The sequence below is a fragment of the Sutcliffiella horikoshii genome (genome assembly GCF_044809035.1).
GTDB classification, from domain to species: Bacteria; Bacillota; Bacilli; order Bacillales; family Bacillaceae_I; genus Sutcliffiella_A; species Sutcliffiella_A horikoshii_G.
Genome location: NZ_CP085237.1, coordinates 3,584,843 through 3,600,549, shown reverse-complemented (window position 1 = coordinate 3,600,549; position 15,707 = coordinate 3,584,843). Strand labels below are relative to the sequence as shown.

Annotated in this window: 12 protein-coding genes; 8 read left to right on the top strand and 4 right to left on the bottom strand. The window is 43.0% G+C overall.

The annotated features are described in order from the left end of the window. Positions 1-92: 92 nt before the first annotated feature. The gene (locus LG307_RS18790) at positions 93-875 is read left to right on the top strand and encodes a sulfite exporter TauE/SafE family protein (protein ID WP_404445163.1); all 783 of its coding nucleotides are present in this window, start codon (positions 93-95) and stop codon (positions 873-875) included. A 104-nt stretch (positions 876-979) separates the two neighbouring features. On the opposite strand, the gene LG307_RS18785 is transcribed toward LG307_RS18790, so the two are convergent. Then, positions 980-7,834 (bottom strand): carboxypeptidase regulatory-like domain-containing protein, encoded by a 6,855-nt coding sequence (locus LG307_RS18785; protein WP_404445161.1) that lies wholly within the window; start codon positions 7,832-7,834, stop codon positions 980-982. A gap of 150 nt (positions 7,835-7,984) precedes the next feature. Between LG307_RS18785 and LG307_RS18780 the strand changes: the two genes are divergently transcribed. Both LG307_RS18780 and LG307_RS18775 read left to right on the top strand, forming a co-directional pair. Beyond that, positions 7,985-8,440 (top strand): site-2 protease family protein, encoded by a 456-nt coding sequence (locus LG307_RS18780; protein WP_404445158.1) that lies wholly within the window; start codon positions 7,985-7,987, stop codon positions 8,438-8,440. A 15-nt stretch (positions 8,441-8,455) separates the two neighbouring features. Beyond that, entirely contained in the window at positions 8,456-9,214 is a 759-nt protein-coding gene (locus LG307_RS18775; protein WP_404445155.1) for a (S)-benzoin forming benzil reductase, read from the top strand. A gap of 51 nt (positions 9,215-9,265) precedes the next feature. Here LG307_RS18775 and LG307_RS18770 read toward each other — a convergent pair whose 3' ends face one another. Next, positions 9,266-10,249, bottom strand: a complete 984-nt coding sequence (locus tag LG307_RS18770) for an ABC transporter substrate-binding protein (RefSeq protein WP_404445153.1) — start codon at positions 10,247-10,249, stop codon at positions 9,266-9,268. Positions 10,250-10,425: 176 nt separating this feature from the next. Between LG307_RS18770 and LG307_RS18765 the strand changes: the two genes are divergently transcribed. From LG307_RS18765 to LG307_RS18745, 5 genes are read left to right on the top strand one after another with little or no spacing between them, the layout of a single operon-like run. Then, complete coding sequence (locus LG307_RS18765; protein WP_404445151.1) at positions 10,426-11,430, top strand: FecCD family ABC transporter permease; 1,005 nt, start codon at positions 10,426-10,428, stop codon at positions 11,428-11,430. Beyond that, complete coding sequence (locus tag LG307_RS18760) at positions 11,427-12,482, top strand: FecCD family ABC transporter permease (RefSeq protein WP_404445149.1); 1,056 nt, start codon at positions 11,427-11,429, stop codon at positions 12,480-12,482. The genes LG307_RS18765 and LG307_RS18760 overlap by 4 nt, the downstream gene beginning before the upstream one ends. Positions 12,483-12,499: 17 nt before the next feature. Then, complete coding sequence (locus LG307_RS18755) at positions 12,500-13,318, top strand: ABC transporter ATP-binding protein (RefSeq protein ID WP_169292717.1); 819 nt, start codon at positions 12,500-12,502, stop codon at positions 13,316-13,318. Next, the gene (locus LG307_RS18750) at positions 13,315-14,067 is read left to right on the top strand and encodes an IucA/IucC family C-terminal-domain containing protein (RefSeq protein ID WP_404445146.1); all 753 of its coding nucleotides are present in this window, start codon (positions 13,315-13,317) and stop codon (positions 14,065-14,067) included. The genes LG307_RS18755 and LG307_RS18750 overlap by 4 nt, the downstream gene beginning before the upstream one ends. Positions 14,068-14,113: 46 nt before the next feature. Next, the gene (locus tag LG307_RS18745; RefSeq protein ID WP_404445143.1) at positions 14,114-14,365 is read left to right on the top strand and encodes a YusU family protein; all 252 of its coding nucleotides are present in this window, start codon (positions 14,114-14,116) and stop codon (positions 14,363-14,365) included. A 146-nt stretch (positions 14,366-14,511) separates the two neighbouring features. Here the strand turns inward: LG307_RS18745 and LG307_RS18740 are convergent, their stop codons facing one another. Next, entirely contained in the window at positions 14,512-15,156 is a 645-nt protein-coding gene (locus LG307_RS18740; protein ID WP_404445141.1) for a hypothetical protein, read from the bottom strand. 198 nt (positions 15,157-15,354) lie between these two features. Further along, positions 15,355-15,693 carry a spore coat protein gene (locus tag LG307_RS18735; RefSeq protein WP_404445138.1) on the bottom strand — a complete coding sequence of 113 codons (339 nt, stop codon included), beginning with the start codon at positions 15,691-15,693 and terminating at the stop codon, positions 15,355-15,357. Positions 15,694-15,707: the final 14 nt, after the last annotated feature.

Below are 15,707 nucleotides of genomic sequence, written 5' to 3'. Positions count from 1 at the left end.
CGGATTAAAAAAAGTTCAAAAAGGGGTCAGACCCCTCTAGGAGTTTTGGCGTCCGTGTCGAAACCCCTTCAACTTAGAAGGAGGGATGCTAAATGGAGTTTGATATTATGTGGCTTGTTGCTTTGTTTGCGATAGGTTTTATTGGTTCGTTTGTGTCTGGGATGGTTGGGATTGGTGGTTCGATTATCAAGTATCCGATGCTTTTGTATATTCCACCGATGCTCGGGCTAACAGCGCTAACGGCGCATGAAGTATCCGGAGTGAGTGCGGTTCAGGTGTTTTTCGCCACCATCTCAGGTGTATGGGCCTACCGTAAAGGCGGCTATCTGAATAAAGACCTTATCATTTACATGGGAGTAAGTATCCTGATTGGTAGTTTTATCGGAGGATATGGTTCCCTCCTCATGAGCGCGGAAGGAATCAATATGGTATACGGTATTCTTGCACTTATTGCAGTTGTTATGATGTTTGTTCCTAAAAAAGGCATAGATGACATACCACTTGACCAGGTTACTTTCAATAAGGCGTTGGCTGCCATCCTAGCATTTATTGTCGGGATCGGTTCTGGAATTGTGGGAGCGGCAGGAGCATTTCTGCTTGTACCGATTATGCTTGTTGTACTAAAAATCCCTACACGAATGACGATAGCCACTTCATTGGCAATCACGTTCATTTCATCTATCGGTAGTACCGTCGGGAAGATTACCACTGGCCAAGTACTGCTTGTACCTGCCATCGTCATGGTCATCGCAAGTATTATCGCAGCCCCAATTGGCGCAAAGATCGGCCAAAAGCTGAATACGAAAGTGCTTCAGTGGATTTTAGCGTTATTAATATTAGCGACAACTATTAATATTTGGTTGGACATTATCTAAAAAGTGATTCGTTAATAGATAACAAAAATAAACCAGGTGCAAATCACTACTCATGTGATGGCACCTGGTTTATTTTTTAAATCATATTGCTCTTCGGTAAGAACTTATATATCTAAACAATCAAACAGGACTTGACTAGCAATAAATGTGTAAGGAGTGACTTGATTTTGCGTAACGACGGAAGTGAATACTCTTGGTGTAGGTGTTGGTGGATAGGAAGGTTTGCAACAAGAGTCATAACCTCCTTCTCCTCTTGCTTTTCGACGCAGAGCATTCTTATATCGGAAGTATTCATAAAGCGACATCTCACAAACTCTAGGACGGCACTCTTCTTCACACTCACAGTCACAAGGGTCCACTGGTTTTGGTGGAGGCGGAACCATTCCGCACGTCGTCCTTGTTGTTGTTACCAATCTGTAGTTCACATTCACTTGGACTTCTGAAGGAATGAATTCCTCTGTTCCTTCTTCCGTAATACTTTGACACAATATAACGGAGGAAACGTCAATATCTTCAATGCTTAAAGTCACGTTGGAAGCAGAAGGGGTTTCGATTAAGATTTCCTCAAGCACCTGCGATAATGGGAGGATACGACTTGTGCATTGTTGCGTTTCTGAACTGTAGGACAGGACAACATATCCGCTGACGGTTATCACATAACGTGTGCCATTTTCCTCTTCGGGGTTTCCGAGTTGCGTTAAGGTGACTAACGAAGACAAGGGCACAATATTTCCTTCATCATCCACCGTAACAGTCGACACTTCTACTTCCCCTACAGCGCTACATGGACTATTTTGTAGTAAACTGAACTCCAGTAAAAGGTCTGTCAATTCCGGTACTGTCACCTCAAATGTCCGCGATTGGAAACCTGGTGCAGTAATGGTCACTTCATATTCTCCTGCCGGGAGAGAGTCAAAGAAAAATAAACCATTGGATGTTACATCTGTAAATGGTCCAACTCCCTGCCCGGTAATGGTGACTATTGCTCCATTTATGATCGTCCCATTCAATCTATTGAAAACTAATCCCGTTAAGGTGCTCGGATTGTCTTCTAGACTAAATGTAATCGCCCCGCTTGGCAGTGTTACGAATTGCTGCTCGGAAACATAACCTTCTGACTGAACAATAACAAGATACTCTACACCATCCCGCAAATTATTAAAAGTTATTTCCCCGTTATTATCTGTCAGCCCACTGACCACAAAGTTCAAGTTGGTACCATCGACAGAATAGACAAGTACCCTTGCATTTTCCAAGCGATTCATTGCATTATCCTCCACGATTACCTGTAAAGGCGACGTGTTTGGATCTAACGTAACGTTAACGGTAGTATTTCCTCCTGGAGTGATGGTGAACGGGAGGCTTTCTGTCACAAAGCCTGGACTTGAAACCACTAAGTTATAGTTTCCGGCTGTTAGACCAGGAATAAAGTAATTTCCATCATTATCTGTTAACGTTGTAATAATTTCCAGGTTTGTATTGACTATAACTACAGTCACACTAGAGCCCATTTGCGGCCCTGATACTACACCTGATACCGAACCTGGATTGCTATTCAAAGGAATGTTGAGAGTACTAGGCTGTAAAGCTGGAAGCACCAGCTGATTTAACGCAATTTCATAATTGGGATAGGTAGTATTGATCCGGTAGTTACCAGGTGCTAATCCTTCTGCCAGGTACTGTCCATTTACTGTACTGAGCGTTCTCCTGACTAGCAGGCTGGTATTGCTGTCATAAATCTCTACAACAGCCCCTACTAACGGAATAGATGTGAGACCATCGAACACAACTCCAGATAAGGTAACTGGATTGTCGCCTAATTCAAGATTAACGTTATTGGTATCTACTAAAAGCTGAATAGTCGTTAATCCCACTTGATAGTTTACGTTTATGGCAGTCACGGTATAAAATCCTTCCGGAATGCCTGAAATTGAGTAAAACCCTTCATTGCCCACTTGGCCACTTGTTTGTGTGCTACCTACAATGTTTCCATCGATATCAATAATTCTGACAAGTGTATCCGCTAAGCCCAAACCATTATTGGTGATGGTCCCAGTAATGGTAAATTCATTCTGATCAAGCATAAAACTGAGATTATTGGTAGTGTCACTAACAATGATGGTACCTAATTGAGCAGAAGCATAGCCGTCTGCAGAGACAAAAACGATATATGTCCCAGGGTTTAATCCAGTGGAGAGAAAGTTTCCATCAATATCTGTTACACCGTTCCAAACGATAGGACCTGTGTTAGAGCCTTCCCTGATAAGAATGGAAGCGTTGGGAATAGGAGTCCCGTTGCTGACGCTGCCAGATACAAACCCCGGGTTAGGAAGCAAAGCAAAACCAAGATTTACAGTCTCGTTAGAAATAATGATGGCTCCAGCAGTCTGTGGACCGTAATTTACACTGTCTGCATATACCGTATAAGTTCCAGGATTGATGCCATTAAATTGATAGAACCCATCCTGTCCGCTCACCACCTGACCAACGATGGCATTGGAAAAATCAACAAGGGTGATAATGGATCCGCTGATTGGCTGGCCGGTTAAAACGTCTATCACATAGCCTTCTAGATTACCAGGAAGTGGCGTTAACTCCAAAACAACAGATTGGGGATTCATGGAATCACTGATGAGACCTTTAGTATCTGTTCCAAAGTTCTCTGCAGAAGCGGAGATGGTCAAACTTGCCTCAGGAAGATTTGTAAAGATAACCTCTCCATTTTCATCTGTCACGCCTGTCGCAAGAATGAGATTATTGGAGGCATTCCGTACCGTGACAAGTGCACCAGGAATCCCGTTCATGGTATCTGCTACTAGAACAGTCACATTAACGGTTGCTACAATGGCAGACAGAGGAACATTAAGGGAGGCATCTGCTCCATCCACAATAACCGATACTGTATTCGTATTAAAAGCAGGAGCGGAAGCTGTTACAAAATAAGTCCCATTTGGTATATTGATAAATTGAAAACTGCCATCCAAGCTATTAGCCAACGTGGTGGCTACCAATACATTATTTGTGTTATACAGAGCAACCTGAATGTTTGGACCAACTAGCGGGGTGATACCATCCGTCACAACTCCTGTCACAGTAAAGCTTGTTGGCTGTAATAAGATATTGGCCGCAGAAGTAATACCTTCCAATACAGTGACACCTTGAACCTCTGTACTGAAATTTGGTGCACTTGCTGTAATGGAATAGCTACCCACGGACAAAGCCGGAATGAAGAAAGCTCCATTTTGATCGGTGGAACCCGTCGCTACCACTGTATTAGTGGCTACAGAACGAACAACAATGGTCGCGTTCGGAATATAGTTCCCTGGATCCAAAATACTGGCGACCGTTCCCGAGATGTTCCCGACCGTGCTTGATAGGGTGACATCCAATGTATTGGCTCCTGCAGCAATAACACTTCCCAGAGCTACCGTTGAAAAATCCGGCGCGGTGACCGTCACGATGACATTGCCTACTGGTAATCCTCCGATTGAATAAAAGCCGCTCGCATCCGTGAAGGCCGTACCAAGGATCGTTTCATTTATATCGGTTATCGTCACGATGGCATTTGGGATAGTTTGTGCAGGTGCATCAAGAGTATTGATGGTACCGCTTAAACTTCCTATCACCGATGATAAAGTAATATCTACATCTGTGTTTGTATTTGCTGTTACAATAACTCCTGCTCCAGCTGTGGAAAAGGTAGGTGCAGTCGCAGTAACAATATAGTTGCCAGGTGCTAAATTAGAAAAACTGTAAAAGCCAGCAGAATCGGTTATGACCGAAGCGATGAACTGATTGGTAGAAGTATAAATCTGGACTTGCGCATTAGATATGGGCACACTCAATTCATCTGAAATAGTTCCGCTTATACTCCCAGGTTGAGTGTTCAAAGCCAAGTTCGCAACGCTGGTTGTATCCGCTATAACAATAGTACCAACGGACCCTTGCTCAAAATTTGCTGCAAAAGCAATAACGGTGTAACCGCCAGGTGCCAATCCGTCGGAGCGGTAAAATCCCTGACTATCTGTAAAAATAGTTTGTATTAAGACCCCATTCTGGTCAATAACCTGCACAGTTGCCCCTGTAATCCCTTGGGTGGGTGCATCCGCATTGACGATGGTACCCTGTATAGATCCTGGGTTCGGAAGAAGGAAAATATCCACATCTGTCAATTCAGCTTGGTCCAGTATCACAGTTGCCCCATTTGTCTGAAATCCTGTTGCAGACGCAATAACGGTGTAAGTTCCAAAAGCCAAGTCAGGTGTTTGGTAATTTCCGTTCCCGTCTGTTATAACCGTAGCCACGACTCCTCCACTGGCATCAAGCAGTCTTACTTCCACATTTGCCCCAGGTATTGGTCCTCCTGTAGATAAAATGGTCCCGGATATAAACCCAGAGTTAGTGGTAAGGGTGAAATTGACTTCTGTTTCAGCATTTGAAGTAACAACGGCTCCTGAAGCAGCACTTTCAAAACCAATAGCATTTACGAATACTACATAATTTCCTGGTGCCAGGTTAGGAACCCGGTAATATCCCTGCCTTAAAACCATTCCGTCAGTGAATGTCCCTGTGACGGTAGTTGCCACAATCGGTCCTGTTGCAGAATCCTGTCTAATCGTCACTAGGGCTCCATTGATATCGGGATCGACCTCTCCAAAAATAGCCCCAGGGGAACCCTCTAATATAAAGTTAATCGTAGTTGTCTCAAATGCTTCCACGATAGCCCCGCTTACAGCTGTCTCAAAATTATTCGCTGTAGCGACCACGGTATAAGAGCCGGGAGCGAGACTTGTAAACGAGAAATTACCATTGGAATCCGTCTGTGTTACCCCTATTAAAATGCCATTTTGAAGTAAATTAATGGTTGCTCCAGCCACATTAACCGTTCCTGAGATGTTACCGGCAAGTTTGTTCAGAGAAACATTGACGACCTCGGCTCCTGGCGGGGTTGGCATAATGAATCCTACTGTTCTGGATGCATACCCGTCTGAGGTGAAAACAAGGGTATAGGAACCAGGTTCTACACCGGTGAAACTATAATTACCAGTAGCTGTTACTACTGTGGCAATATTTTGGCCTAAACTATTAAATAGGTTTACTGTACCAGGAATCAACGGGCTGATAATGTCATCCCCGTCCCGAATCTGTCCAGTTAATTGCCCGGTTGAAGCCACCAAGTTAAAATCAACTTCGGTCGATAATTCAGCTAATGTAAGTACCGCTCCAATTTGCTGTGGTGCATACCCATCAGCATTTGCCCTTACCGTATAAGAACCGGGGGCTAACCCTGAGATGGAGTAGGTACCCATGACATTTTCCAAGCTTGTAACAAGGATACCTTCACTCGTGAAAACAGAAATGGTAGTTGGAACCATATTAGGGGTGATGGTTCCGCTTATGGTTCCTACTATTGCGATTAAGTTGAAGTTCAATGTTGTAACTTGGTTGGTTGACACGGTTATCCCACGAGATTCAAATTGATAGGCTGGGTCTGCAGCTGTAACCGTATAACTTCCAGGTGGGACATTTGTAAAAGAGTAAAGTCCTCCCCCGGAGGTAGTTGTTGTTCCCCGTACAGTACCAAAGGAATCAATCAATGTCATCGTGACACCATCCACTGGTGTTGATATTCCTGTTGTCACTTGCCCGTTAATGGTTCCTGGAACAGGAGTCAATAGAATGTCTCTTTCCAATGCAGTATTTGCGGGAACCGTAACATTGACGACAGACTGTTGATAGTTGGTACCAGTGACGGTTACCGTGTAATTTCCAGAAGGTATATTGGTAAAGTTGTAATTACCACCACTGTTACTGGTAGTTTGCAAGCTTGCTGGTCCACTAATGGAAATGGTAGCACCAATAATGGGAAGGCCTGTAGAGTTATCTAAAATTCTTCCGAAAAGACTGCCGGCTGCTGCTACGGAAACACTCGTACTGAAGGAGCTTGATATATTCCCTCCAGTAAAACTGTCAAAGCCTCTTGCTTGTGCCTGATCAAGCGTTCTAGTTCCAGAACTGGAGAAAGTTCCAGTTGCCGAATAGGAGAGAGTCGCAGTTCCTCCCGGTGCGATGGTTCCTATATTCCAAGATAATGTCTTGTTTGATGAGGTATAAACACCTGTTCCTTGTGAAGTCGCACCAATAGTGAAACTTGACACAGTATCCAACCCTATGAGATCGGTCACGGTTACAGATGTAGCATTTGACCTACCTGTATTGGTGACCGTAATAGTCTCTGTCCAAGTTGCCTGTTGGCCAACGAGAACCGGATTTGGCCCACTTATTATATTTTTTGTAACTTGGAGACTTGCCCTAACATCCACATCATTTGGGGAAATCGGATCAGACTGTGAAGCAATGAAACTGAATCCTTCACTTGTTCTTAAAGAATCCTTGTTGTAATTATTGGCATTGGCAGAGGAATAGAAAATCGTACTAATTTGAGTAGTCGGAGTAATGCCAATTGCATTAAAAAATGTAGTCGCCGGTAAGAACCAGTCAAGGAAAAAGTCAGGGTCCCCACCAAATGAACTGTTTGCCGGTAGGACACGGGCAAAGTTGAAGTTAGAGATAGGCTGACTGACCACAAGCACTTCTGCAGGATCATTCCAAGAGTTGAAAATTTGCGCTGTATTCTGCCAAATATTCACCGTGCTGTTTAACCCGTTCACATTAAACACATAATCATAAAAACCTGGCGGGCTAGTGGTGCGGATTAGTACCCCCCAGGAAAAATTTCTAAATCCTGAAAGTTGATTAGTACGTGGGTCAGTATTCAATCTTAATCGAAAATAGACATTCGCTCCATCATAGGCGAAATAGGCAGCAGGAAAAGTTGCATTTCCTACAATATCAGTGGAAGAAGGACTTTCATCCCCCAATACATCAAAGACCGGTTGAGTAACCCCATTAACAGTTATCGAAATGGGGACATATTGTGAATCACTAGGATAGGCCATGCTGTCACTCCTTTTATTCAGTTGTGACATAATATGATAGGAACTGCAGAAGCGGCACTGATGAGACTAACTGTACTAGCCAAAATTTTACCAATGAAATCTTGGTCATGTATAATAGAAGGAACGACATGAAAAGAAGGTTGCCAGGGTATGTTTGATACGTTGCTGTTTTTTTACTTGGTCGTACCGCTTGTCCACCTGATTCATGAGGCAGGTCATGTGTGTATGGCAAAACTTCATAAGGTGGAAAATACGGAAATTGGGATTGGTATAGGTCCAAAAATCTTTGATTTCTATTTTAAGGGAACACGCATTCAGCTTAACATCATCCCATTTTTGGGAGGATATTCAAGCAATGATCAGGCAGGAAAGTTATCGCATAAAGAGATTGCGCTGATTTCCTTTGGAGGGCCACTTTTCACCTTACTATCCATTGTATTTTTTCTGCCGTTTTGGACGCCATTCCAGTTTTCTTTTTCCGCCTTATTTGTCTATTTCAGCCTCTGGATTGGTATCGTCAACCTAATTCCATTTAAAATAGGTGAAAAGCGATCAGACGGCTGGCAGATTGCGTCTTCGCTAATCCAACTAGTAAAAAATAGATAGATTGGGAGTGTAATAATGAACTATTTCATCGTCACAGGCTCTTCCAAAGGACTGGGAGAAGCCACAGCGAAAGTACTATTAAAAGAAAACCATTATTTATTTTGCATCGCTAGAAATGAAAATAAGGACCTGGAACTTGCAGCCAAAGAGAACGGAGCAGAAATCACTTATTTACAAGAGGATTTAAGCAAGAATGAACGAGTGACCGGGATTATACAATATCTTCTATCTAAAATTGAAAAGGACGGGCAGGCAGAGGGGATTTACCTGATTAACAACGCTGGAATGGTCGATCCAATCAAGCCCGCGGGGAAAGTGGACGAGTCTTCCATGACCAAAGCTATTCACCTTAATCTCCTTACACCGATGCTGATGACCAATGAGTTCATTCGGCTAACAGAGGATTGGGATTGTAAAAAGGTAATTGTAAATATTAGTTCCGGTGCTGCAAATCGCCCAATACATGGGTGGAATACTTACTGCACGACAAAGGCGGGTCTTGATATGTTTACCAAATCGGTAGGCTTAGAGCAAAGCCAAGCTGCATATCCGACAACCATTCTCTCCTTTTCGCCAGGTATTATGGATACGGAAATGCAAGGTGTCATTCGCAGCTCAGATGAAGCGGACTTTAGCAATGTCGAGACATTTAAGCACTATCATGAAGAAGGGCAGTTAAGAAGTCCCGAGTTTGTAGCTGAGAAAATGATAAATCTAATATTTTCAAGCACCGTTGAAAACGGAAGAGTCTATGATATTAAGGAATTTCTTTAAGAAGCGCACAAAAAAAGAGCCGGCGCATCACCAGCGCCAGCTCCCCCGATATTACTCTTCACCTAAAAATACTTTCTCAACATCATCCAACATGATGTTTGCTGCAAGTACTCCACCAGCAGTGTTCCAAACCGCGTCACTTACTTCATGAACGTTTCCAGCTTTTGCAACTTCCAAGTTATTGAATAGAGGATCTTCTAACCACTCATCCTTGATTTTTGTTGCTTCGCCGTCACCAGTTTCATAAGAGAAGTGGAATAGAACGTCTCCGTCCATAGCAGGAATTCTTTCTTTAGTAGCATTCATTTCTGCAAAATCATCAACATTTTGAGATTCAGGACGTGCAAATCCAAGTTGATCAAGGATAATTCCAGAGAAAGAATCTTTATGGTAGATACGAACGTCTCCAGCTGTGAAGCGCACGATCGATACTTCCTGCTCTTTCTTTTCACCAAGTTGCTCGCTCATCTCTGCTACACGTGCGTCAAAGTCGTCCATTACTTTTTTGCCTTCTTCTTCCTTGTTCAATGCTTTTGCATAAAGTTGGAAGTTTTCTTTCCAGTCACCTTTTAACGTTTCAGCAAAAACGGTTGGTGCGATTGCATCTAATTGCTCATATACATCTTCTTGACGAAGTTTATTCCCGATAATCAAGTCTGGCTTAAGTGCCGCGATTGCTTCAAGGTTAACCGCGCTTTCCGTACCAACGACTTCTACGCCTTCCATGTCAGACTTGATATGATCGTACCAAGTGTCGCCTAACCAAGATTGAACAGCACCAACAGGTTTTACACCCATTGCAAGTAATGCTTCGGTACCTTCGTTTGTAAGAATAACTACTCTTTCTGGAGTCCCCTCAATTGTTTCTGTACCCATTGCATGCTCGATTTCATAAGAAGTATCTTCCGTTGGCGTATCACCAGAAGCTTCTTCTTCACCAGCATTATTGCCATTGTTGCCAGAGCAAGCAGCTAGAACAAGTGAAGTAATTAACGTAAGTAAAAATAATGAAAAAAGCTTTTTGTTTTTCCACATAATATGTAGCCCCCGTAAATTAATGATAATGATTTTCATTCACAAGATAAATAGTACTCCTGATGAGAATGGTTGTCAATAGGTTATGAGAATGATTTTCAAAGTCATTGACACTTCCTTCTAATTCTCCTAAACTTATATGTAGATAAAAGTTATATAGATTGAAGGTACAAATTATGCTACTTCGTAAAAATACCCACAAAGTACTTGGATTGATGATCGGGTTTCTTCTATTATCAATGAGCTTTGTAGCAAGCATCATATATGGATATACAGATACTAGTTTTTCACTTGCAATTGATGCATTTCGTAATTTCGACGGATCAAACGAGCATATCATTGTACAATCTGTCCGTCTTCCACGTGCAATCATTGCAGCAGTGGTAGGGGGGAGTTTAGCAATTGCAGGTCTTTGGATGCAGGCATTGACCAAAAATCCTTTGGCATCACCTGGGATATTCGGCATTAATGCCGGAGCTAGCTTTTTTGTGGTAGTCGCGGTCTCTTTCTTTTCTGTGACGTCTCTACAAACTTACACATGGCTTGCTTTTTCCGGGGCAGCACTTGCGGCGTTTGCGGTATATTTTATCGGTTCCATAGGGCGTGAAGGTCTGACTCCGATGAAACTGACACTTGCGGGCGCAGCTTTTGCGGCTATGTTTTCCTCTCTTACCCAAGGGCTGCTTGTTGTGAACGAGACGGCTCTTGATCAAGTGCTTTTCTGGTTGGCAGGTTCTGTTCAGGGCAGAAGTCTTGATATGGTATACGCAGTCTTGCCCTACATTGCAGTTGCCTGGTTTGCTTCCTTTTTTATCGGAAAAAAAATCAACTTGCTTGCGATGGGGGATGACGTTGCAACAAGCCTTGGGATAAAGATAGGCCTTCTTAAAATAACGACTGCGGTCATTATTATTTTATTGGCAGGAGGTTCGGTTGCGATAGCGGGACCAATTGTTTTTATCGGGATAGTCATCCCGCATGTCGCAAGGTATCTAGTTGGGACCGACCATCGCTGGCTGGCTCCTTACTGCGGGATACTGGGTGGCATTCTCCTTCTGGTAGCAGACATTGGAGCTCGTTATGTGATCATGCCTCAAGAGGTCCCTGTCGGCGTCATGACGGCAGTAATTGGAACTCCATTCTTTATCTATATTGCAAGAAGGGGGTTCCACGGTAAATGAAAAACTATCGAACATTTCGTCTTGGAAAGGACCGCTTTTCTTTTTTCATAGACAAAAAAGCGATCCTGACCATTCTTGGATTAGCCATTGCGGTTATCAGCCTTTTCATTCTTAGTACGGGAATGGGGGATATGAAGATCTCCCCTTGGAATGTTATCAAGGTATTTTTCGGGCAAGGAGATTCCATGGAAACGCTAGTTGTCCAATCTTTCAGACTGCCGCGGATTATCATTGCATTACTTGTCGGTATATCACTAGCGGTAGCCGGAGCCATTTTACAGGGCATAATTCGGAATCCGCTCGCATCTCCTGATATTATAGGATTGACGGGCGGAGCATCGACAGCGGTTGTCCTGTTTCTCGCTCTTTTCAGCGATAGCAATAACTCTCTGACGGTTAGCATTCAGTGGCTTCCACTAAGTGCCTTTGTGGGTGCTACGACCATCGCGATTATTGTATACTCTCTTGCATGGAAAAACGGACTATCTCCCATAAGATTGGTACTCATTGGAATCGGGATTTCCACATTAATGCAGGCGTTGACAACATTATTCATGCTGCTTGGACCGATTTATCGTGCAAGCCAAGCGAACATTTGGATCACCGGAACGGTATACGGCTCCAACTGGAGTCATGTCAAAATTTTATTACCTTGGACTATCCTGTTAGTCATTGTCAGCTTTATGGTAGTAAGGCAATTAAACATACAGGAACTTGGAGATGAAGTGGCAACAGGTGTTGGCGGCGCTGTAAACAAACATCGAATGGGCCTTCTTTTCCTTAGTACAGCGCTGACAGGAGGCGCGGTTGCATTTGCAGGAGGAATTGGATTTGTTGGCCTGATGGCTCCACATATCGCTCGCAGGCTTGTGGGCTCTTCATTTGGCGTACTGATTCCTACTTCCGCATTTATCGGGGCGTTTCTAGTTATGCTGGCTGATTTGATCGGAAGGACCTTGTTCTCGCCACTCGAAATTCCTGCCGGGGTATTTACCGCTTCCATTGGAGCACCATATTTTATTTATCTACTTTATAAAACGAGAAATTCTTAACGAGAGGTGGAAGTAACATGAATGCTTTAGAAACCCAGTCACTGACATTATCCTATGGTGAATCGATTATTATCGAGGAATTAGATCTGCAAATCCCAAAAGGGGAGATTACGGTCTTTATCGGTGGTAATGGCTGTGGAAAATCCACCTTGCTTCGTTCACTTGCTCGTTTATTAAAGCCCAGACAAGGAAATGTGCTCCTTGAAGGAAAAGCGATATCCGGCCAATCTACAAAAGACATCGCCAAACAACTTGCCATCCTTCCACAAGGTCCGACTGCACCGGAAGGGTTATCCGTGCTTCAATTGGTAAAACAAGGCCGATATCCATACCAATCTTGGTTAAAGCAATGGTCGGAGCATGATGAAAAAGTAGTCTGGGATTCCCTTCGTGCAACAGGCATGGAGGAATTTGCAGAAAGAACCGTCGACTCCTTATCTGGTGGACAACGTCAGCGCGCATGGATTGCGATGACGCTTGCGCAAGAAACAGATGTCATCTTATTGGATGAGCCGACAACTTATTTGGATCTTACACATCAAATTGAGATTCTCGACCTTCTTTTTGAGTTGAATGAAAAAGAAAACCGTACCATCATTATGGTGCTTCATGATCTTAATCTTGCCTGCCGCTATGCACATCACTTAGTTGCCATCCGCGATAAGCAGATTTATGCTCAAGGCAAACCAGAGGAAGTAATTAACTGCGATTTAGTTAAAAATGTGTTTGATATGAATTGCCAGGTGACTACTGATCCGCTATTTGGTACACCTCTATGTATCCCGCACGGTCGCGGAAGATGCTTGGTTCCGAACCTGGAAGGACTAAGAGCATGATGAGCACCCTCACAAAACAGGAATTTCGTTTTCTTGAAGAAAGCTGTCGTTTTATAGCAGGGGAGGCCCAAGTAGAGGATACTATTTCTCTTCATTCCCTTATCCATGACGGAACAGAAGCATATCTGACGAAGGTTAAGGGTGCATTGGGCACAGACGAAATGGACGTTGCGGCATCGCTTCTCATGAAAAGATTAGGATTTCTTGCGGTAAACTGTTTGCTATCCATGACGGCTTTTAATAAAACGTTAAAAGTGGACCCAGCTACCATTTGGATAGATTCCTATGTGGAAAATGATGTGTGGCTTCCAAAATTGCGTTATACAGAAGTTCAAGCGGTGGAGTCGACAGTATTTGAAACTCGCGAGGAATGGAGAGTTCAACATTTTAAAGAACTTTTCCATGGTTTACTGGCGCCTCTCATTCAACGGATGTCTAAAGAGGCAAAGGTATCCCGCCAAACACTATGGGAAAATGTTGTGCTTTATATATACTGGATGTACGAGTCCATTCTACCTAATCAGCAGTTGGATGCGCCATATCAAGACGAAGATTTCAGAAGCTTGCTGGAAGCGGACCCGGCGCTGTTTGGAATGAAAAGAAATCCTGTAGCAACGTTTTACAAGCCAAAAACTTTTGTGGAACTGCACCAAGCGGAAATCAGGATGCGAACCACCTGTTGCTATTACTATAAAACCAACAGCGAAGGTACCCGTTGCTCAACTTGTCCATTGAATTGTAATGTCTAATCGACTTGACTATAATGGAACAAAAGCTTGAGGGGAGGTTCAACTGATGAACGAAAAGCTTGATCAGCAATTGGACGGACTATTAGAAAAGTACACGGAGCTTCTTTTAGGGGAAGTGACAGAAGAGCACAAAGAAAATGTGAAAGCATGGGTGCTCTATACATATATCGCAAAATCAATGCCGCCGCTTGTGAAGCATTGGAATGAACAATATCCAGACGCCAAGCAAGATATGATGTCACTGATTAAAGAAATTAAAGAATTAAATGACGCCCACCGCGCGAAAAGCGGAAAGTAACGGAGAGCCTTGAATTGCTAGTATGCAAATCAGGGCTCTATTTATTCCAAAAGTGCGAGTTAATCTTTTCTTTCTCCGGATAACCATTGTAAAATAGATATATCCATTCTATGTGACCATTTATCCATTAAAGCCATTTTCAATAACTACAAACAGAGATCTTCATCTTCGCTAACACCCCGTGAACACCTGTCGCGTACTTCCACTTTCTCCACATACCAGAAATCATTTTCTTTCACCATGATCAGTCTAATATCGCTTCCAGAAACGGAATCATCCCGCATACCATACCTCATGATATACCCTTCCGCCATAGCCTCACTCGATAAATCAATCCTAGTGGTAATTTCCCACACATCCATACCAAGTCCATTGCTTAATCCAACATTCAATATCCATGCATCCATTAGCACTCCCGGTGATTCCCAAGTTTGATTGGCAGATCCCAGAGCTGGATCAAAATCCCCATCCCACTCACCCCAATTCGTAACGCCTTCTTTCCAGCCATTCTCTTCCGCCAGCGATTCATCTATCAAGTAATCCCAAAGCTGTGCATCAACATCTTTCCATAGAAGAGGTAATTGATTTTTTGGAATGATGATGAACTCTCCAGTTTCTTCTTCAGCAGATGTTTGAGAAAGTGTTTCTATCTCCATTTCTTTCTCTTCTAATTGTGCATAGACTTCGGCTATTTCATTTTCCAACTCTGTGACTTTCTCCTGAGGAACATCCGTATTAGAGCAACCACTGAAAAATAATCCTGCAAAAAATAGAGTGAATAAACGTTTCACCCAATCTCCCCCTAAAAATGCAATTTGCTTAATATTACCACAACTAACTGGATTAATTTACCTAAAATAAAAAGTTTCGGGTTTCGGAAAATATGCTGAAGGGTAGAGGGGAAGATACATTTTTTAAAAAACCTAAGCAAAGTAAAAAGCAACGAAAGAATGCCTAATTTCCAGGCTTCATTCGTCGCTTTAACCAATTTACTGCATCATCCCGTTATTTCCGTATGGAAACTGATTCGTGTAGCCTTGAAACTGTTGATATTGTTGTTGCAGTTTCGTCTGATCAGCCGGCTCCAGTCCGTACCAGCCTTTTTGGAACATGACATTATAAAGCTCGCGCTGACAATTCTGTGTTTCATTAAAAATTGCAAGCAGGTCTGTATAGATTTGCTGATTGCTTGCTTCATTAAGTGCAGTGCTGTATGAAGCGGTCATATATTTTTCAGTCGCGAGCATATCGTTAATGAAATCGCGCTCATTCATTTGGGGTGTCTTGGCAACCTGCGTTTCAGGATTCTGGATTTTCTGTTGATTCATGTAGGATTTCCTCC